A 21,158-nucleotide genomic window follows, 5' to 3' on the forward strand; every position below is an offset into this window, starting at 1 on the left:
TGATGGCTAGTAGCTTGTGAATGTGCTTTCTAGAATCTGCTCACAACGGCTGCCGCTGCCCTCCTCCTTTCCACCCCGGCAGCGGCCAGCACTTTCTTGCGACTTTTCCCACAGGACACCACCATGGTCATGCCCGTGCGCGGCTATGCCGCCCATTCCGCCACCTCTGCACTGGGGCTGTTCAGCTTTGTGCGCCGCGATCCACGCCCCAACGATGTGGCCATCGAGATCGAATTTGCCGGGGTCTGCCACTCCGACCTGCACACCGTGCGCGGCGACTGGGGCGTTCCACGCTACCCCGTGGTCCCCGGCCACGAAATCATCGGCCGCGTGACGGCCGTGGGCGCCGACGTGACGCGCTTTACCGTGGGCCAGCGCGTGGGCGTGGGCTGCATGGTCGACTCCTGCCAGCACTGCCCGGCCTGCGCCCAGGGGCTGGAGCAGTACTGCGAGAACGGCATGACCGGCACCTACAACGATGTGGACCGCCATGACGGCACATCCACCCAGGGGGGCTATTCGGAACGCATCGTGGTCTCCGAACAGTTTGTGGTGAACGTGCCCGAGAACCTGGACCCTGCCGGCGCCGCCCCGCTGCTGTGCGCGGGCATCACCACCTGGTCGCCGCTGCGCCACTGGAAGGTGGGCCCCGGCAGCAAGGTGGCCGTGGTCGGCCTGGGCGGCCTGGGCCATATGGCGTTGAAACTGGCCAAGGCCATGGGCGCCGAAGTGACGCTGTTCAGCCGCAGCCCGGGCAAGGAAGCCGACGCCCAGCGCCTGGGTGCCAGCCACGTGGTGATCTCCACCGATCCCGCGCAAATGAAGGCCGTGCGCGGCCAGTTCGATCTGATCATCGACACCGTGCCCTATGTGCACGAACTCAACCCCTATGTCAGCACCCTGGCGGTGTCCGGCACGCTGGTGCTGGTGGGCTACCTCGGTCCGCTGGAAGAAATGCTCAACACCGCCCCCATGGTGATGGGCCGCAAATCGGTGGCCGGATCGGTGATCGGCGGCATTGCCGAAACCCAGGAGATGCTGGACTTCTGCGGCCAGCACGGCATCACGGCCGATATCGAGCGCATCGACATCGGCAGCATCAACGACGCCTACGAACGCATGCTGAAAAGCGATGTGAAATATCGGTTTGTGATCGATATTGCCTCGTTCCAAGGCGCTGCGTGAGATCACCCTGCCACCCTGTGGCGGCAGGGGCTGCCTCGCCATAGGCCATAGCCGCTGGCAGCCTAGCGCATCGGCCGCCCGCCCATGTCCAGGGCTCCTGCCCCGCCACCGGGACGCAAAAAAAAGCCAGCATACAGCTGGCTTTTTTACGGGTGACACGGAACGCGCCGGCTTATTCCACCCGGAAGATGCCGCTGGGCTTGAAGGTCCAGCCTGCGGCCTTGCCCTTGCTGCCGCGCTTGCCGGCCGCGTTGTTCAGGCTGCGGATTTCCAGGGTTTCTTCCCGGTCCTTGCCGCCGCGTCCGTTGCCGGTGATGCGCACACTGCGGGTGTAGGCTGCTGCCCCCACCAGGCTGGCCTTGTCCTCCAGCTTCATCAGCTGCAGGCCGCGGCCCCCGCTCATCACCTTCAACTCGGACAGGGCATAGGTCAGCACATGACCATCGCTGGACAGGCAGGCCACATGGGTGGCGGCCGGTGTGTCGACGCCGTCGGCCGTGGCGGCGGGGATGGCGGCCAGGTTGCTGGGCAGGCACAGCGTCTCGCCGTCCTGCACCGTCACAAAGGACTTGCCCGCCTTGTTGCGCGCCACCATGGATTCCAGCTTGGCCACAAAACCGTAGCCGCCGGAGCTGGCCAGCAGCAGCTGGCTGTCGGCACTGCCCGCAAAGTAGGCGGTGATCTGGCTGCCGGATTCCAGGTCGATCATGGTGGTGACGGGCTGCCCGTCACCGCGCCCGCCGGGCAGGCTGGAGACAGCCACGCTGTAGACACGGCCGTTGTCGCCAAACACGATCAGCTGGTCCACGGTGCGGCATTCGAACGTGCCCCACAGCTGGTCGCCGGACTTGAAGGTAAACACCGCGGCCTCGTGGCCATGGCCCTGGCGCGTGCGCACCCAGCCTTTTTCGGAAATGACCACGGTCACCGGCTCATCCACCACCTTGACCTCGGCCACCACCTTCTTTTCCGCCTGGATCAGGGTGCGGCGTGCATCGCCAAACTCTTTGGCGTCGGCCTTGATTTCCTTGACCATCAGGCTGCGCAGCGCCTTGGAGTCCTGCAGGATTTCTTCCAGCCCCTTCTGCTCGTCGCGCAATGCGGCCAGTTCCTGCTCGATCTTGATGGCTTCCAGCCGTGCCAACTGGCGCAGGCGGATTTCCAGAATGTCTTCGGCCTGGCGTTCGGACAGGTTGAAGCGCTCCATCAGCGCCGGCTTGGGCTCGTCGCTGGCACGGATGAGGGCAATCACCTCATCGATGTTCAGCAGCACGGCCTGGCGGCCTTCCAGGATGTGGATGCGGTCCAGCACCTTGGCCAGGCGGTATTCGCTGCGGCGGGTGATGGTGGCCTGGCGGAAATCGATCCACTCCTCCAGCATCTGGCGCAGCGGCTTCTGCACCGGTTTGCCGTCCAGCCCGATACAGGTCATGTTGATGGAGCTGGACGTTTCCAGGCTGGTGTGGGCCAGCAATGCGACCACCAGCTCGGACTGCGGCACCTTGCCGGTCTTGGGCTCGAAGACGATGCGCACCGGTGCGTCCTTGCTGGACTCGTCGCGCACCCCATCCAGCACCGCCAGCATGCTGGCCTTGAGCTGGTTCTGCTCCTGGGTCAGCGCCTTCTTGCCGGTCTTGACCTTGGGGTTGGTGATGTCCTCGATCTCTTCCAGCACCTTCTGCGTGCTCACGCCCGGAGGCAGCTCGTTGACCACCAACTGCCACTGGCCGCGCGCCAGCTCCTCGATCGTCCAGCGCGCACGCACCTTCAGGCTGCCGCGGCCGCTGCGGTAGGCCTCGGCAATGTCATGGCTGCTGCTGATGATCTGGCCGCCGCCGGGGTAATCCGGGCCGGGGATCAGCGCAAACAGCTCCTCATCGGCCAGCGCGGGCTTTCTGATCAGCGCCACGCAGGCTTCGGCCACTTCCAGCAGGTTGTGGCTGGGAATTTCGGTGGCCAGACCCACGGCAATGCCGCTGGCGCCGTTGAGCAGCGAGAAAGGCAGGCGCGCGGGCAGCTGCTGGGGCTCTTCGGTGCTGCCGTCGTAGTTGGGCACGAAATCCACCGTGCCCTGGTCGATCTCGTCGAGCAGCAGGCGCGTGATCTTGGACAACCGGGCCTCGGTGTACCGCATGGCTGCAGCGCCGTCGCCGTCGCGGCTGCCGAAGTTGCCCTGGCCGTCCACCAGCGGGTAGCGCTGGTTGAAATCCTGCGCCATGCGCACCAGCGCGTCGTAGGCGGACTGGTCGCCATGGGGGTGGAAACGGCCCAGCACATCGCCCACCACACGGGCGCTCTTGACCGGCTTGGCCGCCGTGTTGCCGGTGCTGCCGCCATAGGACAGGCCCATGCGGTCCATGGCGTACAGAATGCGGCGCTGCACGGGCTTGAGGCCGTCGGCCACATCGGGCAGGGCCCGGCCCTTCACCACGGACAGGGCATATTCCAGGTAGGCGCGCTGGGCGTAGGCGCCCAGGTCCAGCGAGTCACCGCCCTCGGCGGGGCGTGCAAGGTCTAGCGTCAAATGGTCACTCATGGAAGAAAGTTCGGGGTAGTACTCAGGTCCGCAGCCGGCTGGTCGCCGCGCAGCTCCATGCGCACCCGGCCTGTGCCGGGGACGGCCGCCTGGCGGCCACCGCGTGCGGCCGCCGCGGAAGCGCCGGGCTGCAGCTGTTCATACAGCGCCAGCACGGTGCGGACATAGTTTTGGGTTTCTTTGTACGGGGGAATCGCCTGGCCGAAGCGTTTGACAGCGTTTTCCCCTGCGTTGTAGGCGGCCAGCGCCAGGTCCAGCCGGCCCGGGAACATGGCGATCAAATACTTCAGGTAGCGGGCGCCGGCCTGCAGATTGGTGGCGGGGTCAGTGAGCTTGGCGGCCACCGAGCGGCGCGCGTCGGCGCGCACGCCAAAGCGCTCGGCCGTGGCCGGCAGCAGCTGCATCAGCCCCACAGCGCCCTTGGGCGAGACCACATCCACATCGAAGCCGGATTCGGTGGCGATCAGGGCCTTGAGCAGCTCGTAGTCCAGCCCGGTATTCTGCGCGGTGTGCTCCACATGGCGGCGCACCCGCTGGTACTGGGCCGAGGACGAGAAATACGCTGCCAGCTTGCCGGCCGATGCCACGGAAGCCGCGTCCACCTTCAGGCCCGAGCCATTGCCCCTGTGCCGGGGCATGCCGTCGCGCTGGGAATCGAAATCATCGCCCTGAAAGAACAGGCGGTAGCGCTCGTCCAGCGGCTCGGCCGCAAAGTGGGTCACGCCCTGACCATCCACATAGGCCCAGATATCGGCCCGTGCAGTACCGGGCAGCGCCAGCGCACCGGCAGCAGCCACCCAAAGCGTCAGCAGCAGCTGTCGGTACCCGGCGCAGCGCCCTCTTTCACCGCACAGGCGCAGTCCCGCCGGGCGTGCCGCGCGCTGCGGCCATACCCGGAAAGTCTGCAGCCATGCAATGAAAGACAGCGGCATGGCAGGGCCTCAGATGTCCAGATCCACCGCGTCGCCGTGCAGCTCCATCAGCTCACGGCGCGAGGCGGCCTCGCCCTTGCCCATCAAACGGGTCATCAGGTGCTCGGTCTCCTGCAGCGGCATGGTGTCAACCTGCACCGGCAGCAGGCGGCGCGTGTCGGGGTTGAGCGTGGTTTCCCACAGCTGCTCGGCGTTCATCTCGCCCAGGCCCTTGAAGCGGCTGATCTGGCATTTCTCGCGCGCCACACCTTCCTTGGCCGCTTTTTCCAAAATGGCGTTCAGCTCGCTTTCGTCCAGCGCATAGACCTTGGCGGCCGGCTTCTTGCCGCGCGCCGGCACGTCCACACGGAACAGCGGTGGACGGGCAATGCACACATGGCCGGCCTCCATCAGCTTGGGGAAATGCTTGAAGAACAGCGTCAGCAGCAGCACCTGGATGTGGGAGCCGTCCACGTCCGCATCGGACAGGATGCAGATCTTGCCGTAGCGTAGGCCGGACAGATCCACCGCGTCATCCGGACCATGCGGATCGACACCGATGGCCACCGAGATGTCGTGAATTTCGGTGTTGGCAAACAGGCGATCGCGGTCCACTTCCCAGGTGTTGAGCACCTTGCCGCGCAGCGGCAGCACGGCCTGGGTCTCCTTGTCCCGTCCCATCTTGGCGGAGCCGCCGGCCGAATCGCCTTCGACCAGGAACACCTCGTTGTGGGCCAGATCACGGCTTTCGCAATCGGTGAGCTTGCCGGGCAGCACGGCCACGCCGGAGCCCTTGCGCTTTTCCACCTTCTGGCCGGCGCGCTGGCGCGTCTGCGCGGCCTTGATGGCCAGTTCGGCCAGCTTCTTGCCGTGCTCCACATGCTCGTTCAGCCACAGCTCCAGCGCCGGGCGCACAAAGCCCGAGACCAGGCGCACGGCGTCGCGGGAATTCAGCCGCTCCTTGATCTGGCCCTGGAACTGGGGGTCCAGCACCTTGGCCGAGAGCACATAGCTGGCGCGGGCGAACACATCGTCCGGCATCAGCTTGACGCCCTTGGGCAACAGCGAATGCATGTCGATGAACGCCTTGACCGCCTGGAACAGGCCGTCGCGCAGGCCGCTGTCGTGCGTGCCGCCGGCGGTGGTGGGAATCAGGTTGACATAGCTCTCGCGCAGCGGTGCACCTTCTTCGGTGAAGGCCACACACCAGGCCGCACCTTCGCCTTCGGCAAAGTTGTCGTTGTGCCGGTCGGCAAAGCCTTCGCCCTCGAACAGGGGAATGACGGGGTCGCCCGCCAGGCTTTGCGCCAGATAGTCGCGCAGGCCGCCCTTGTACTGCCAGCTTTGCGTGTCGCGGTTCTTGTCGTTGACCAGGGACACGCTCACGCCGGGCATCAGCACCGCCTTGCTGCGCAGCAGGTGAACCATCTCGCCCATGGGCAGGTTGGACGATTCAAAGTATTTGGCGTCCGGCCAAGCGCGCACGGTGGTGCCCTGCTTGCGCTCGCCGCTTTGCAGCGGGCGCACGGTCAGGGGCTCGATCACATCGCCACCGGCAAACACCAGATGGGCCACCTTGCCGTCGCGGTGCACGGTGACTTCCATGCGCGTGGACAGCGCATTCGTCACAGACACGCCCACGCCGTGCAGACCACCGGAGAAGCTGTAGGCGCCGCCCTGACCCTTGTCGAACTTGCCGCCGGCATGCAGGCGGGTGAAGACCAGCTCCACCACAGGGGCGCCTTCTTCGGGGTGCAGGCCAAAGGGAATGCCGCGGCCATCGTCTTCCACGCTGACCGAGCCATCGGTATGCAGCGAGACCTTGATGCGCTTGCCGTAGCCGGCCAGGGCTTCGTCGGCCGCGTTGTCGATCACCTCCTGCAGGATGTGCAGGGGGTTGTCGGTGCGGGTGTACATGCCGGGGCGTTGCTTGACCGGCTCCAGGCCCTTGAGGACGCGGATCGAACCTTCCGAATATTCGGGAATGGAAGTAGAGGGTTTGGCTGCCATGGGGGCGAATTGTAGTGCGCGCACCAGCGCACAGCTGGATAAATAAACAGTTACCCCTGACGCCATTGCTTGCACATGCGCAAGCGCCGGGGCATTTCCGGGCGCAACGCTAACACAGCAGGCTGTCGCGCCGGAGTCCATTCGCGAGGTGGGGCTGCCCCACAGGTAGGGGGTGAACTGGATACATTCCACAGCTATGCAAAACCAAAACAACACCACCAACCGCCTGCCCATGCTGCAGGTGCTGCTGTGCGGGGGCGCAGTGGTCACCTTGTCCATGGGCATACGCCACGGCTTCGGCCTGTGGCTGCAGCCCATCACCCAGGAAATGGGCTGGACCCGCGAATCCTTTGCCCTGGCGATTGCCATCCAGAACCTGTCCTGGGGCGTGCTGGGTATCTTCGTGGGCATGATGGCCGACAAGCTGGGCGCCTTCAAGGTGCTGATCGGCGGCGCCATCCTGTATGCGCTGGGCCTGGTGGGCATGGCGCTGTCGCCCTCCACCTTGCTGTTTGCACTCACCGCCGGGGTGCTGATCGGTGCGGCCCAGGCTGGCACCACCTATGCGGTGATCTATGGCGTGCTGGGGCGGCAGATTCCGGCCAATCGCCGCAGCTGGGCCATGGGCGTGACGGCCGCGGCCGGTTCGTTCGGCCAGTTCTTCATGGTACCGGTGGAGGGCGGGCTGATTACGCAGTTCGGCTGGTCCAACGCGCTGCTGATCCTGGCGGTGATCGCCCTGGTGATTGCCGTCCTGGCCTTTGGCCTGCGCGAGCCCGGCTTTGGCGGCACGGCAGGCGCTGGCCCCCAGCGCGACCAGACCATCGGCCAGGCCCTGGCCGAAGCCTGGACCAACCCCAGCTTTGTGCTGCTGCTGTCGGGCTACTTTGTCTGCGGCTTTCAGGTGATGTTCATCGGCGTGCACATGCCCAGCTACCTGAAGGACTTTGGCATTGCCCCCCAGGTGGCCAGCTATTCCCTGGCGTTGGTGGGCCTGTTCAACATCTTCGGCACCTACATCGCCGGGAATCTGGGCCAGAAAATGCCCAAGCGCTACCTGCTGTCGGGCATCTACGGGCTGCGCTCGGTGGTCATCATTGCCTTCCTGCTGGCCCCGCTGTCGCCCTGGTCGGTCTACCTCTTCTCGGCCGCCATGGGCTTTCTGTGGCTGTCCACCGTGCCGCTGACCAATGCCACCATCGCCCAGATCTTCGGCGTGCAGCATCTGTCCATGCTGGGCGGTTTTGTGTTCTGCAGCCACCAGGTGGGCAGTTTCCTGGGCGTGTGGCTGGGCGGCTACCTGTATGACCGCAACGGCAATTACGACATGGTCTGGTATCTGGCGATTGCGCTGGGCATTTTTGCCGCCGTCGTCAACCTGCCGGTGCGCGAGCAGGCCCTGGTGCGCAAGCCGGCCGCCGCCTGACCGGTCTCGCACCGCCGTTCAGCGCTACCATCGCAGCCATGCACACCCCCTGCACCGCCCCGCCCTCTGTCCCGCCCCGGCTGCACGGCTGGCGGCGGGCGCTGGTCTGGGCGGCCATCGCCGCGGTGCTGGCAGCAGTGTTTGCCCTGTATCTGCAGCCGGACTTCATGGTCACACTCGCCAACCAGGTCTGGGCCTGCTTCTGAGCCTGGGGGCAACCCGCCCCGGCGGCATGGCCGGGAGGTCTCATGCCCCGCATTCTGATCACCGGTGCCTCTGACGGCATCGGCGCCGAAATGGCACTCCAGCTGGCACGGCACCACCAGCAATCGCTGCAGCTGATCCTGGCCGCGCGCAGCCTCGACAAACTGCAGTCCGTGGCGGACCAATGCCAGGCCCACGGCGCCCAGTTGCTGGCCGTGCCTACCGATGTGTCCGAGGAGACGGCCTGCCGCGCCCTGGTGGCACAGAGCGTGCAACAGTTTGGCGGCATGGATGTGCTGATCAACAACGCCGGCGTATCGGCACACGCCCTGTTCGAAGACGTGAGTGCCGAGCACCTGGCCTGGTATGAGCAACTGATGCGCACCAATTTCTGGGGCAGTGTGTGGTGCACCCATGCCGCCTTGCCGCACCTGAAGGCCTCGCAGGGCAGCATCGTGGCCGTGTCCTCGCTGGCCGGGCTGGTGGGCGTGCCCGGGCGCACGGCCTACAGCGCCAGCAAGTTCGCCCAGGCCGGCTTTTTCGAAGCGCTGCGCGCCGAGCTGAAACCCGCCGGCGTGGGCGTGACCACGGCCTACCCAGGCGTGGTGGACACCCGCATCCGTTACCACGGCTACAACGCCCAAGGCCAGGCCGCAGGCGTCAGCGGCCTGAAGGAAGAGCATGCCATGCCGGTGGCCGAATGTGCGCGGCTGATCCTGCAGGGCATGGAACGCCGCCAACGCGAGGTGGTCATGACACGCCAAGGAAAACTGGGCCGCTGGGTCAAGCTGATCGCCCCCGGCGTGGTGGAACGCATGGCGCTGGCGGCACTGCAGCGCCCACTCGGCAGCCATTGACCCTGGTCAGCCCAGGCCGTCTGCCCCACCTGCCCCCAAGGTGCAGGCTGCTATAGTTTTCTACATGATCCACGCGACGCCACCTGCCTCCACACTCCCGCAAGCCCAGCCAGCACCGTCCCCCTGGATCGAGCGCTGGCGCCATCTGCTGCCGGCCGGCTGCAGCGTGCTGGATGTGGCCTGCGGCAGCGGCCGCCACCTGCGCTGGCTGGCCGCCAATGGCCATGCCATGACCGGGGTGGACCGCGATGCAGCCGCACTGGCCGCACTGCCCGGTCTGGGCGAGCTGCTCTGCGCCGATATCGAAAACGGCCCCTGGCCGCTGCCGGGGCGCCAGTTCGGCGCGGTGGTGGTCACCAACTACCTGTGGCGCCCCCTGTGGCCACAGATCCTGGACAGCGTGGTGCCCGGCGGCGTGCTGCTGTATGAAACCTTCGGCCAGGGCAACGAAGCTTTTGGCAAACCGTCACGCCCGGACTTTCTGCTGGCACCCGGCGAGCTGCTGCAGGTCTGCACCGGCTGGCAGGTGGTGGCCTATGAATGCGGGCAGCTGCGCCAGCCCGACCGCGTGGTGCAGCGCATCGCCGCCATCCGCCCAGCGGGCAGCGCGCTCCCGGCCCGGCTGACGCCTTAACCCGGTCATCCGGCCTTCCACCGGTTCAACGCCTTCAGCACGGGCTGCCCGCGGTCGCCTTGGAACCAGACCCCCCCCGCCCCGGCCTGCCAAGGACTGCGGCGCAGGCACATGGAATCACCCGCCACGGGCACGTGCACGTGCACACCGCACGCCATGGCAGGGCCTCCCGGCAACACCAGCCCGTCTCCGGGGTTGCATGTGCGACCTTTGAAACCCGTCCCTCCCGACACTCTCACTGAAGTTCTGCTCTCCATGCCCACCTACGCCCTGCTGCTGGCCCACGACGAATACCCCAGTTCCACCACCGCATGGCCGGCTCGCCCGGATGCCTCGGGCAGCCCCTGCGATGGCTGGGCCGAATGGTTCGACCACACGCCACTGCTGTTCAGCCTGCTGATGGGCGACGCCCGGCACCTGCCCACGCTGGTGCCTTGCAGCGCCTACGGGGACAACGAAGGCCTGTCCTCCCTGGCCGCCCCCATGGACGGCGTGAAAGCCCGCTGGCAATGGCTCAAAACCCAGATGGAGCCGCTGCCCGCGCATTGGCCTGAGGCCCAGCGCCGGCAATGGCAGGACATCGACCAGGCCATCACCACCAGCACGCGCCACTGGCTGCTGCTGGACTGCGCCACGCTGTGCCCGCATGACTTTGACGAGCCCGCATACACCGCCTTTTTGCAGGCCCAGCGCGATCAATGCCTGTTGTGGGACTGCAGCACCACGGGCCTGCCCCAGGCGCTGCACAGCCTGCTGCAATCGCCCGCAGCCCAGCTGGGCTGGTGGAGCCCCTCGGTAGTGGCACGCACCGAACCGGTGGAGCGCGACATCTCTGACGACTGGCCTGCCTGGCTCTCCGAGCACTACGAAGAGCGCTACCACGGGGCCTGGGAGGAAGAACTCGAGGCCTACGTGGTGATGCCCAAATTGCACCCGCACACCGGCCAGGCCTGCCAGTCAGAGCAGGAGCGTGAACACTGGCCCGTGGGCCTGGTCACGCCCTACGGCCGCTGGCTGCTGCATCCGGATGCCGGCGCCCACGGCGCGTTTGCCAGCGGCAACTGCATCAACCTGGTCTATCCGCCGGAGCGCCCGGGACAGGCCGAGCGCCATGGCATCCAGGACGCCAACGGACTGTGGCTGCTCGCTCCGGACCAGGGCTATCCCGAAGCCTGGGCGCTGACACCGCACCTGATCAAGTCGCAAGCGGCCGACGGCAGCGATGCGCTGCTGCGCCTGTCCGATCTGGCGGTGCTCTACAGCGGCCTGAAGGAGATCGAGCTCTCCCACGATGACGGGCTCATTCGTGCGCGCCGCAGCGACGACATCATGCTGCTGCTGGACGCCACCGGCCAGCCGCTGTTCGACAGCACCTTCAGCCACGTGCTGAATTTCAACCCCAAGAACGGCCTGGCGGTGGCCTTCCAGCGCCAGCGCCCAGGCGACCGCAGCAGTCCGTTGCGCGAAGGCGTGGTCCACCGCAGCGGCGTGCTGCGCGTGCCCTGCGCCTTTGCCCAGATCGAGCGCGGCTTCAACGATTCGCCCCCCAAGGTCTTCCCCGGCGGCAAACTGCTGGCTTACAGCCCCGAAGGCCAACCCCATGTCTTCAGCACCAAGGGCCAACTGCTGAGCGCACCCGCGCTGTGGTGCCCGCCGCTGGCCCGCATCGTCCAGAAGAACGCGCTGCTGGCCGGCATGGGCAGCGGCCCTGAAGCGGAGATGGGCTGGTTCTCTTTGAAAGACTTCAGCTTCACGCCCACCGGCGAAACCTGGGGCGAAGTCACCGAGGCCCTGCGCAGCAACCTCACCGGGACAAGCGAGCTCGAAGTGCGCGTCCTGCGCCGCAGCGATCTGGTGGACGCCGAAGACACGGACTGGATGCAGGACGTGGCCCGCATACTGTGCCTGGGCGATACCGGCGCGGGCGATGCCCTGGCCGAGCGCTGGCGCGACGCGGTCGCCCACCCGGACCCGGACGACTTTGGCTGGGACACAGAGGACCCGGATTTCGACCCCGACACCCTGGAGCTCTACGGCGACGACAACGACCTGACGCTGTACTGGCAGCATCTGCTGGCCATTGCGCCGCAGTTTGCCCAACTGGACTGGAAGGATGCCGATGGCCTGGCCGGCAGCCAGTGGCTGCCCGGCACCCGGGATTGGCAGTGGGACCGCGCCACCCAGGGCGATGGCATGCAGGATGGACTGGACAGCCTGGCCCAGCACCTGGGCACGCAGCAGCTGGCCTTGCTGCAGCTACGCACCGACAGCGACTGCCTGCGCTTTGCCGTGGTGCGCCAGGACGATGCAGCCCCTTTGCTGGAGCGGCTGTCCCAGGCCGCTGTCGGCGCCTGGGTCCACGAGGTGTGAAGGTGGAGCGGCTCTGCCGGGAATGCCTGCAGCGGCCGCACCGCCCGCTCCTCCTGTTCCGCGGGCCGTCCAAGCCCGTGCCGCTTCACGCGCTCGCCCCCGTGGCACCGGCACGAACGCAACACATTCGACGAAACAAAAAATAATTTATCGTCATATCGGCGAATAATTGCATCAAAATGGCAGAAACAGCGTCATGAGCGTTGCCACCCTGTCTGCCCAGTGCCCTTCACCAGATCCGCTGGGTAGAATGAATTTTTACCGTTTCACTTTGCGGACATGACCACTTCTTCCGTCGCCCTGCGGGGCAGCATTGTTGCCCTTGTCACACCCATGCATGAGGACGGTAGCGTCGACTACCCCAGCCTGCGCAAACTCATCGACTGGCATGTGGCCGAAGGCACCAACTGCATCGGCGTGGTCGGCACCACAGGCGAATCGCCCACGGTGAGCGTGGAAGAACACTGCGAAATCATCCGCGTGTCCGTGGAACAGGCCGCAGGCCGTGTGCCCGTGATGGCCGGCTGCGGCGCCAACAGCACGCACGAAGCCATCGAGCTGGCCCGTTACGCCAAGAAGGTCGGCGCCGACAGCCAGCTGCAGGTTGTGCCCTACTACAACAAGCCCACGCAGGAAGGCCAGTACCAGCACTTCAAGGCGATTGCCGAGGCCGTGGGCGACCTGCCCATGATGCTCTATAACGTGCCCGGCCGCTCCGTGGCCGATATGCAGCACGACACCGTGCTGCGCCTGGCGCAGATCGACAGCATCTTCGGCATCAAGGAAGCCACCGGCAACATCGAGCGCGCACAGTGGCTGATCCGCGATGTGCCCGAGGATTTTGGCGTGTACTCCGGCGATGACCCCACTGCCGTCGCGTTGATGCTGCTGGGCGGCCACGGCAATGTGTCCGTCACCGCCAACGTGGCCCCGCGCCTGATGAGCGATCTGTGCAAGGCCGCGCTGGCCGGTGATGTGAAGCGCGCCATGGACATCCAGTTCAAGCTGATGCCCCTGCACAAAAACCTGTTTGTGGAAGCCAACCCCATCCCTGTGAAATGGGCTGTTGCACGCATGGGTCTGTGTGGCGCTACCATGCGCCTTCCCATGACACCGCTGTCCGCAAACAACCACGCCGTAGTGGAAACTTCTTTGCGCGACGCGGGTCTGCTCTAATAGCGGTTTGCGCCGGGTGTCGCCCGGCGCTTTCCCATGTCTTGACCCTCAAGGATTTCCTGCGTGAAAAACATCACACGACTGAGCCTGTTGGGCATTGCCGTCGCTCTGTCGGCTTGCTCTGTGCTGGAGAACGACAAGATCGACTATAAGAGTGCCAAAAAGGGCGTGACCCTGGACGTGCCTCCCGATCTGAACCAGCTCTCTCGCGACACACGCTACAACGTGCCCGGCTCCAGCGTCTCGGCCCGCGAGCTGCAGGCTGGCCAGGCCTCGGTGACACCGCCGCTGGAAAAGGCTGCCGCCCTGACCGTGGGTGACGTCACCATCGAACGTGACGGCAACCAGCGCTGGCTGGTGGTCAACCGCCCTGCCGACAAGATCTGGGATCCGGTGCGCGATTTCTGGCTGGAAAGTGGCTTCAACATGGCCATTGAAAAGCCCGAGCTGGGCATTCTGGAAACCGACTGGGCCGAAAACCGCGCCAAGCTGCCCCAGGACGTGATCCGCTCCACCCTGGGCAAGGTGTTCGATTCGCTGTACTCCACCAGCGAGCGTGACCGCTTCCGCACCCGCCTGGAACGCCGCGCCGACGGCAAGACCGAAATCTACGTGACGCACCGCGGCATGCAGGAGGTCTACGCCAACCAGCAAAAGGACAGCACCATCTGGCAGCCACGCGCCGCCGATCCCGAACTGGAAACCGAATTCCTGCGCCGCATCATGGTGCGCCTGGGCAGCACCGAAGAGCAGTCCAAGGCCGTGGTCGCCGCGGGCGGCACCAAGCCCACCGTGGCCCAGTCGGCCCGCGTGACCACGCTCAACGGCCAACCCGCCGTGGAAATCGACGAAGCCTTCGACCGCGCCTGGCGCCGTGTCGGTGTGGCCCTGGACCGAACCGGCTTCACCGTGGAAGACCGTGACCGCAGCAAGGGCCTGTACTTCGTGCGCTACGTCCCGGCCAACCCCGACACGGAAGAAAAGAAGAAGGGCTTCTTCGGCAGCCTGTTCGGCTCCAAGGCCGAAGCCAAGCCCGCCAAGTACCAGATCGCCGTGCGCAGCGAAGGCGCCAAGTCGAGCGTGGTGGTGCTGGGCGAAAACGGCCAGCCCGAGAGCGACGTCAATGCCCAGCGCATCGTGCGCGTCATTGCCGACGACCTGCGCTAATCCCTTCGGGATTCCCCCCAAAGGCTGCTTCGGCAGCCTTTTTTCATGGCCTTTTCAGCCGGCAGCACGGCCAGGCTGTCAAACCTGCGCACTCCTGAGCCTCTGGGCCTTGCACTGGCGAGATGGCGGTGCCCCTCTGACGACCGCCATCCAGTGCTGCGCCCGGCGTGCACCACACACCGTCCAGCGCCCCCCTGCAGTAAAGACCAGGACCTGCGCACCACCAGCCTCACCTCGACCCCACCTGAACGCGCAGCCCATGTGTGTGGCCAGGAGTGCCGACACAGCGCTGGCACCAATGCAGTGAACCGGCAAGACGCAGAACCCCTGCAAGGCCCCCTTCACGACCGGCCTGCCGCCGCAAGCCGCGGCGGCCATAGAGGCCAAAGCCCTGCCCACAAACAAAAAGCCCGCCAGAGGCGGGCTTTTTGGTGCATTCACCACCACGTTTGTCAGGCCTGGGCCCGCAAGGTGGAGGAGGAGTGCAAATTACTTGGCTGCGGGTTCAGCAGCTTGCTTGGCAGCGTCGGCAGCAGCGTCAGCGGCTTGCTTGGCGGCATCAGCAGCAGCGTCAGCGGCGGGGGCAGCAGCGTCAGCAGCAGGAGCGGCGGGAGCAGCAGCGTCAGCGGCAGGAGCAGCAGGAGCGGGAGCTTCCACAGCAGGAGCGGCGGGAGCAGCAGGAGCTTCTTCCTTCTTGCCGCAAGCAGCCAGAGCAGCAGCAGCGATCACGGTAGCCAGAACGAGAGACTTCTTCATGACAATTTCCTCTTGAGGATGAGTTATTCGGTATGCCGCACCGGCTGACCCCCTCCGGGCCCTGTTGGCTGGTGCTACGCACATGCCCGCCAGGGGCACGCATGCACAGGCATGTACCGTCTCAACGCGTGCCACTCGCACTCGGTTTACAGGGTTTGCATATTTTTTGAAAAAAACTTTGCCTCCCCTGTAAAACCGCAGCAGCCCGATGCCGCACGCCTTTGTCAGCCGGCCAGCAGCTGCCGCAGCACATAGGGCAGGATGCCGCCGTGGCGGTAGTAATCCACCTCGATAGGGGTATCGATGCGCAGCTTCACCACCACTGTCTGCTGGCTGCCATCTGCGCGTGTGACCACCAACTTCGCATCACTTTGCGGTGCCAGATTCGCGGCGGGGATCACGTCGATCCATTCATCCCCCTTCAGCCCCAGCGTCTGCCAGCTGTCATTGCCCTTGAACTGCAGCGGCAGCACCCCCATGCCCACCAGGTTGGAGCGGTGGATGCGCTCGAAGCTGCGCGCGACCACCGCCTTGATGCCCAGCAGCTGCGTGCCCTTGGCCGCCCAGTCGCGGCTGGAGCCGGTGCCATACTCCTCGCCGGCCAGCACCACCGTGGCCCGACCGGCCGACTGCCACTTCATCGCGGCGTCGTAGATGGACATCTTTTCCACCTTGCCGTTGTCGTCGCGGTAGAGCGTCACCCCGCCCTCCTCGCGCGAGCCATCGACCGCCGCCGGAATCATCAGGTTCTTGATGCGCACATTCGCAAATGTGCCGCGCATCATCACCTCGTGGTTGCCACGGCGCGAACCATAGCTGTTGAAGTCGGCTTTTTGCACGCCATGGGCCAGCAGCCACTGGCCGGCAGGAGAGCTTTCCTTGATGGAGCCAGCCGGCGAGATGTGGTCGGTGGTGATGGAGTCGCCAAACAGGGCCATGATGCGCGCACCGCGCACGTCGTAGTCGGGTGCCGACGCGCCCCCCGCAGCAGCACCCAGCTCCAGCGTGAAGTCCTGGAAGAAAGGGGGCTCGGCAATGTAGGTGCTTTGTGGCCAGGTATAGGTGGAGCCGGTCACGCCCTTGATCTTTTCCCACAGCTTGCCGGGCTCGGTCTTCACTTTTTCATAGTTGGCGCGGAAAGCCTTGCCGTTCATGGCGTACTTCAGCAGCGCATGGATCTCCTCGCTGCTGGGCCAGATATCGCCCAGGTAGATGTCCTTGCCGCCCTTGCCCTTGCCCACCGGTTCGGTCATCAGGTCCTTGCGCACCGTGCCGGCAATCGCATAGGCCACCACCAAGGGCGGGCTGGCCAGGAAATTGGCCTTGATATTGGGGTGGATGCGCGCCTCGAAGTTGCGGTTGCCCGACAGCACGGCCGCACACACTAGGTTGTTGCGCGTGATGGCGTCGTTCAGCTCCGGCGTCAGGTCGCCCGCGTTGCCGATGCAGGTGGTGCAGCCATAGCCCGCCAGCGCAAAACCCAGCTTTTCCAGGTAGGGCAGCAGGCCGGTTTCGGTCAGGTACTCGGTCACCACCCGGGAGCCGGGCGCCAGCGAGGTCTTGATGTGCGGCTTGACCTTGAGCCCGGCCTGCACCGCCTTCTTGGCCAGCAGGCCGGCCGCCAGCAGCACGCTGGGGTTGGAGGTGTTGGTGCAGCTGGTGATGGCGGCAATCAGCACGTCACCGTTGCCGATGCGCAGCACCTTGTCGTCGCTGCCGGGTAGCGCGCACACCGCCGTGGTCACGGCATTGTCATGCGAGGTTTCCAGCGTGGGGCGGTTGCCGACCATTTCCACCACCGCACGCGGTGCACCCGGCTTGGGCGGCGGTGCATCGGTGGCCAGTTCCCCTTCGCCACAGCCTACGCGGTGGCGCAGTCCCAGCTGGTCGGCCGGCTGGTTGAAGCCGTTGGCCGCCACCGAGGCCGTGAACAGGGCATCGAACTTGCTGGCCACATCGCCGATTTCGATACGGTCCTGCGGGCGCTTGGGACCAGCCAGGCTGGGCGCCACCGTACCCAGATCCAGGGAGACCACGCGCGAATAGTCGATGTCGCCCGCCCGGGGCACGCCAAACAGCCCCTGGGCGCGGAAATAGGCTTCGAACGCCTCGATCTCGCTTTTCTTGCGGCCCGTGCCCTGAAAGTAGTCCAGCGTCTTTTCATCCACCGGGAAGAAGCCCATGGTGGCGCCGTATTCCGGCGCCATATTGCCGATGGTGGCGCGGTCCGGCAACGTCAGGCTGGCTGTGCCTTCGCCAAAGAACTCCACAAACTGGCCCACCACCTTTTCCTTGCGCAGCATCTCGGTGACAGTGAGCACCAGGTCGGTGGCGGTCACGCCTTCGCGCAGCCGCCCCGTGAGCTCGAACCCCACCACATCGGGCGTCAGAAAGTACACCGGCTGGCCCAGCATGGCGGCCTCGGCTTCGATGCCGCCTACACCCCAGCCCACCACGCCGATGCCGTTGATCATGGTGGTGTGGCTGTCCGTGCCCACCAGGGTGTCGGGGTAGTAGACCCCATCAGCAGTGCGGTGCACACCGCGCGCCAGGTATTCCAGATTCACTTGGTGGACGATGCCGAAGCCCGGCGGCACCACACCAAAGGTGTCAAAGGCCTGCATGCCCCATTTCATGAACTGGTAGCGTTCCTGGTTGCGCTGGAATTCCAGTTTCATGTTCAGGTCCAGCGCCTTGGGGGTGCCAAAGTAGTCGACCATGATGGAGTGATCGACCACCAGATCCACCGGCACCAGGGGCTCGATGGCCTTGGGCTTCTTGCCCAGTTTGGCTGCGGTGGAGCGCATGGCGGCCAGATCGGCCAGCAGCGGCACACCGGTGAAGTCCTGCAGCACCACACGCGAGACCACGAAGGGAATCTCGTCGGTCCGCACGGCCTTGGGCTTCCACTGCGCCAGCTGGGCCACATGCTCGGACGTGACCTTGTTGCCGTCGCAGTTGCGCAGCACCGACTCCAGCACGATGCGGATGGACACCGGCAAGCGTTTCACGCCGGGGTATTTCTGCGCCAGCGCTGGCAGTGAGAAGAATTTCCCTTCCTTGCCCGAAGCGGTCTGGAAGTTGTGGAGGGTGGAAGCGAATGCGTGTTTCATCGAGGGTTCTCCGTCCATACAAAAGCCATCTCCCCTGCATTCTGCGTCGCCCCCTCTGACGCGTCTATCGGACAAAGACCACGCGGCAAGCCATCGGGTGCAAAAAAACCCGCCGAAGCGGGTTTGGGGGCAAGGGCCGGCGCATGTCCGGCCTGTGCAGCAGGTGAATTACACCTTTTCAGCGACTGCCGCGTACTCGGCGATCTCGTTGAAGTTCATGTAGCGGTAGACGGAGGCCTTGTCGGCATCGATCACGCCCATTTCCTTCAGGTACTCTTCCTTCGAAGGCAGCTTGCCCAGGCGCGATGCGATCGCAGCCAGCTCGGCCGAGCCCAGGAACACATTGGTGTTCTTACCCAGACGGTTGGGGAAGTTGCGGGTCGACGTGGAGATCACGGTAGCGCCTTCACGCACCTGGGCCTGGTTGCCCATGCACAGCGAGCAGCCCGGCATTTCAGTGCGCGCACCGGCCGTGCCGAAGGCCGCGTAGTGGCCTTCCTTGATCAGCTCGCTCTGGTCCATCTTCGTGGGAGGAGCCACCCACAGCTTGACGGGGATGTCGCGCTGGCCGCCCAGCAGCTTGGCTGCGGCGCGGAAGTGACCGATGTTGGTCATGCAGGAACCGATGAAGGCTTCATCGATTTTGGTGCCGGCCACGTCGGACAAGGTCTTGGCGTCATCGGGATCGTTCGGGCAGCAGACGATGGGTTCCTTGATGTCGGCCAGATCGATTTCGATGATGTGGGCGTACTCGGCGTCCTTGTCGGCTTCCAGCAGATCGGGCTTGGCCAGCCAGGCTTCGACCTTTTCGATACGGCGTTGCAGCGTGTTGGCGTCGGCGTAGCCGTCGGCGATCATGTTCTTCATCAGAACGATGTTCGAGGTCAGGTATTCCTTGATCGGCTCGGGGTTCAGCTTGATCGTGCAACCTGCGGCAGAACGCTCTGCCGAGGCGTCGGACAGCTCGAACGCTTGCTCGACCTTCAGGTTGGGCAGGCCTTCGATTTCCAGAATGCGGCCCGAGAATTCGTTGATCTTGCCAGCCTTGGCCACGGTCAGCAGACCTTGCTTGATGGCGTACAGGGGGATCGCGTGCACCAGGTCGCGCAGGGTCACGCCGGGCTGCATTTCACCCTTGAAGCGCACCAGCACCGATTCGGGCATGTCCAGCGGCATCACGCCGGTCGCCGCGCCGAAGGCCACCAGACCGGAGCCTGCCGGGAAGGAGATACCGATGGGGAAGCGGGTGTGCGAGTCGCCACCGGTGCCGACGGTGTCAGGCAGCAGCAGGCGGTTGAGCCAGCTGTGGATCACGCCGTCACCAGGACGCAGGGCAACGCCACCGCGGTTGCTGATGAACTCGGGCAGTTCGCGGTGGGTCTTCACGTCCACGGGCTTGGGGTAGGCCGCGGTGTGGCAGAAGGATTGCATCACCATGTCGGCGGAGAAGCCCAGGCAGGCCAGGTCCTTCAGCTCGTCACGGGTCATGGGGCCGGTGGTGTCTTGCGAGCCCACAGTGGTCATGCGGGGTTCGCAGTAGGTACCGGGGCGCACACCCTGGCCTTCCGGCAGCCCCACGGCACGGCCCACCATCTTCTGGGCCAGCGTGAAGCCGGCGTTCGAAGCAGCAGGCGCCTGGGGCAGGCGGAACACCGTGGAGGCGGTCAGACCCAGGAATTCACGGGCCTTGGCCGTCAGCGAACGGCCGATGATCAGGTTGATCCGGCCGCCGGCGCGCACTTCGTCGAACAGCACGTCGCTTTTGAGCTGGAACTCGGCCACCGTTTCGCCATTCTTGGTGATCTTGCCGTCATAGGGCAGCACATCGATCACGTCACCCATTTCCAGCTTGGAAACGTCCACTTCGATCGGCAGCGAGCCCGAGTCTTCCTGCGTGTTGAAGAAGATGGGGGCGATCTTGCCGCCCAGCGTCACGCCACCGAAGCGCTTGTTGGGGACAAAGGGAATGTCCTGACCCGTGGCCCAGACGATGGAGTTGGTTGCCGACTTGCGCGAAGAACCGGTACCCACCACGTCGCCAACGTAGGCCACCAGATTGCCCTTGGCCTTCAGTTCGTCGATGAACTTCATCGGGCCGCGCTTGCCGTCTTCCTCCGGCTTGAACTTTGCGTCAGGACGCGTGTTCTTCAGCATGGCCAGGTAGTGCAGCGGAATGTCGGGACGGCTCCATGCGTCCGGAGCGGGCGACAGGTCGTCGGTGTTGGTCTCACCGGGCACCTTGAAGACGGTGACGGTGATCTTCTTTTCCACTTCGGGACGCGAAGTGAACCACTCGGCATCCGCCCAGCTCTGCATCACTTCCTTGGCCTTGGCATTGCCCGCCTTGGCCTTGGTGGCCACGTCGTTGAAGAAGTCGAACATCAGCAGCGTCTTCTTCAGGGCGTCGGCAGCCACACCGGCGACTTCGGCGTCGTCCAGCAGCTCGATCAGGGGGTGGACGTTGTAGCCGCCCACCATGGTGCCCAGCAGCTCGGTGGCCTTGGACTTGGAGATGAGGCCCACCTTCAGGTCACCGTGTGCCACGGCGGCCAGGAAGGAAGCCTTGACCTTGGCCGCATCGTCCACTCCGGGCGGCACGCGGTGGGTCAGCAGATCCAGCAGGAAGGCATCCTCGCCAGCAGGCGGGTTCTTGATCAGCTCGATCAGCTCAGCGACCTGCTTGGCATCCAGAGGCAGCGGGGGGATGCCCAGTGCGGCACGTTCTGCCACATGGTCACGGTAGGCTTTCAACATGGGTTCTCTCTCCAATGGTTTTGTAAGTGGGGTCAGCCTCTTGGCAGCCCACCGCCGGC

General features: G+C 65.2%; 14 protein-coding genes. 8 read left to right on the plus strand and 6 right to left on the minus strand.

Going from position 1 to position 21,158, the window contains the following annotated elements; translation table 11 throughout:
* Positions 1 to 123: 123 nt before the first annotated feature.
* On the plus strand, positions 124 to 1,185 hold the full coding sequence (locus KW830_RS07085; RefSeq protein ID WP_280024118.1) for an NAD(P)-dependent alcohol dehydrogenase: 1,062 nt from the start codon (positions 124 to 126) through the stop codon (positions 1,183 to 1,185).
* 172 nt (positions 1,186 to 1,357) lie between these two features.
* On the opposite strand, the gene parC is transcribed toward KW830_RS07085, so the two are convergent.
* The 3 genes from parC to KW830_RS07100 are packed head-to-tail and all read right to left on the minus strand — an operon-like array spanning position 1,358 to position 6,642.
* Positions 1,358 to 3,721, minus strand: coding sequence for a DNA topoisomerase IV subunit A (parC, locus tag KW830_RS07090; RefSeq protein WP_218332684.1), 2,364 nt, complete (start codon positions 3,719 to 3,721; stop codon positions 1,358 to 1,360).
* Complete coding sequence (locus KW830_RS07095) at positions 3,718 to 4,653, minus strand: lytic transglycosylase domain-containing protein (protein WP_218332685.1); 936 nt, start codon at positions 4,651 to 4,653, stop codon at positions 3,718 to 3,720. Before KW830_RS07095 ends, parC begins: the two co-directional genes overlap by 4 nt.
* A 9-nt stretch (positions 4,654 to 4,662) precedes the next feature.
* Positions 4,663 to 6,642 carry a DNA topoisomerase IV subunit B gene (locus KW830_RS07100; RefSeq protein ID WP_218332686.1) on the minus strand — a complete coding sequence of 660 codons (1,980 nt, stop codon included), beginning with the start codon at positions 6,640 to 6,642 and terminating at the stop codon, positions 4,663 to 4,665.
* Positions 6,643 to 6,874: 232 nt separating this feature from the next.
* Between KW830_RS07100 and KW830_RS07105 the strand changes: the two genes are divergently transcribed.
* From KW830_RS07105 to bamC, 7 genes are all read left to right on the plus strand, one after another.
* Positions 6,875 to 8,068 (plus strand): MFS transporter, encoded by a 1,194-nt coding sequence (locus KW830_RS07105; protein WP_218333144.1) that lies wholly within the window; start codon positions 6,875 to 6,877, stop codon positions 8,066 to 8,068.
* A 38-nt stretch (positions 8,069 to 8,106) separates the two neighbouring features.
* Entirely contained in the window at positions 8,107 to 8,274 is a 168-nt protein-coding gene (locus KW830_RS07110) for a hypothetical protein (RefSeq protein WP_218332687.1), read from the plus strand.
* Positions 8,275 to 8,316: 42 nt separating this feature from the next.
* The gene (locus KW830_RS07115; RefSeq protein ID WP_218332688.1) at positions 8,317 to 9,129 is read left to right on the plus strand and encodes an SDR family oxidoreductase; all 813 of its coding nucleotides are present in this window, start codon (positions 8,317 to 8,319) and stop codon (positions 9,127 to 9,129) included.
* A gap of 64 nt (positions 9,130 to 9,193) precedes the next feature.
* The gene (locus KW830_RS07120) at positions 9,194 to 9,763 is read left to right on the plus strand and encodes a bifunctional 2-polyprenyl-6-hydroxyphenol methylase/3-demethylubiquinol 3-O-methyltransferase UbiG (RefSeq protein WP_218332689.1); all 570 of its coding nucleotides are present in this window, start codon (positions 9,194 to 9,196) and stop codon (positions 9,761 to 9,763) included.
* A 255-nt stretch (positions 9,764 to 10,018) separates the two neighbouring features.
* Complete coding sequence (locus tag KW830_RS07125; RefSeq protein ID WP_218332690.1) at positions 10,019 to 12,133, plus strand: hypothetical protein; 2,115 nt, start codon at positions 10,019 to 10,021, stop codon at positions 12,131 to 12,133.
* Between the two features lie 279 nt (positions 12,134 to 12,412).
* Positions 12,413 to 13,309, plus strand: a complete 897-nt coding sequence (gene dapA / locus KW830_RS07130; protein ID WP_066539171.1) for a 4-hydroxy-tetrahydrodipicolinate synthase — start codon at positions 12,413 to 12,415, stop codon at positions 13,307 to 13,309.
* A gap of 63 nt (positions 13,310 to 13,372) precedes the next feature.
* Positions 13,373 to 14,476: an outer membrane protein assembly factor BamC gene (gene bamC, locus KW830_RS07135; RefSeq protein WP_066539173.1), complete on the plus strand. Its 1,104-nt coding sequence runs from the start codon at positions 13,373 to 13,375 to the stop codon at positions 14,474 to 14,476.
* Positions 14,477 to 14,965: 489 nt separating this feature from the next.
* Here the strand turns inward: bamC and KW830_RS07140 are convergent, their stop codons facing one another.
* From KW830_RS07140 to acnB, 3 genes are all read right to left on the minus strand, one after another.
* On the minus strand, positions 14,966 to 15,232 hold the full coding sequence (locus tag KW830_RS07140) for a hypothetical protein (protein ID WP_083520520.1): 267 nt from the start codon (positions 15,230 to 15,232) through the stop codon (positions 14,966 to 14,968).
* Between the two features lie 224 nt (positions 15,233 to 15,456).
* Positions 15,457 to 18,345, minus strand: a complete 2,889-nt coding sequence (locus tag KW830_RS07145; RefSeq protein WP_218332691.1) for an aconitate hydratase — start codon at positions 18,343 to 18,345, stop codon at positions 15,457 to 15,459.
* Positions 18,346 to 18,513: 168 nt separating this feature from the next.
* A complete protein-coding gene (gene acnB / locus KW830_RS07150) occupies positions 18,514 to 21,099 on the minus strand; it encodes a bifunctional aconitate hydratase 2/2-methylisocitrate dehydratase (RefSeq protein ID WP_066539180.1) in 2,586 nt (861 codons plus the stop codon).
* Between the last annotated feature and the right edge of the window lie 59 nt (positions 21,100 to 21,158).

The organism is Comamonas sp. CMM03 (assembly GCF_019218715.1).
Taxonomy (GTDB): Bacteria; Pseudomonadota; Gammaproteobacteria; order Burkholderiales; family Burkholderiaceae_C; genus Comamonas; species Comamonas terrigena.

Excerpts from the sequence above, each read along its gene's own strand:
- KW830_RS07100 (WP_218332686.1), bottom strand. The coding sequence starts at position 6,642 with ATGGCAGCCAAACCCTCTACTTCCATTCCCGAATATTCGGAAGGTTCG.
- parC (WP_218332684.1), bottom strand. The coding sequence starts at position 3,721 with ATGAGTGACCATTTGACGCTAGACCTTGCACGCCCCGCCGAGGGCGGT.
- KW830_RS07145 (WP_218332691.1), bottom strand. The coding sequence starts at position 18,345 with ATGAAACACGCATTCGCTTCCACCCTCCACAACTTCCAGACCGCTTCG.
- KW830_RS07105 (WP_218333144.1), top strand. The coding sequence starts at position 6,875 with ATGCTGCAGGTGCTGCTGTGCGGGGGCGCAGTGGTCACCTTGTCCATG.
- KW830_RS07120 (WP_218332689.1), top strand. The coding sequence starts at position 9,194 with ATGATCCACGCGACGCCACCTGCCTCCACACTCCCGCAAGCCCAGCCA.
- KW830_RS07095 (WP_218332685.1), bottom strand. The coding sequence starts at position 4,653 with ATGCCGCTGTCTTTCATTGCATGGCTGCAGACTTTCCGGGTATGGCCG.
- KW830_RS07125 (WP_218332690.1), top strand. The coding sequence starts at position 10,019 with ATGCCCACCTACGCCCTGCTGCTGGCCCACGACGAATACCCCAGTTCC.
- KW830_RS07115 (WP_218332688.1), top strand. The coding sequence starts at position 8,317 with ATGCCCCGCATTCTGATCACCGGTGCCTCTGACGGCATCGGCGCCGAA.
- dapA (WP_066539171.1), top strand. The coding sequence starts at position 12,413 with ATGACCACTTCTTCCGTCGCCCTGCGGGGCAGCATTGTTGCCCTTGTC.
- KW830_RS07085 (WP_280024118.1), top strand. The coding sequence starts at position 124 with ATGGTCATGCCCGTGCGCGGCTATGCCGCCCATTCCGCCACCTCTGCA.
- KW830_RS07140 (WP_083520520.1), bottom strand. The coding sequence starts at position 15,232 with ATGAAGAAGTCTCTCGTTCTGGCTACCGTGATCGCTGCTGCTGCTCTG.
- KW830_RS07110 (WP_218332687.1), top strand. The coding sequence starts at position 8,107 with ATGCACACCCCCTGCACCGCCCCGCCCTCTGTCCCGCCCCGGCTGCAC.
- acnB (WP_066539180.1), bottom strand. The coding sequence starts at position 21,099 with ATGTTGAAAGCCTACCGTGACCATGTGGCAGAACGTGCCGCACTGGGC.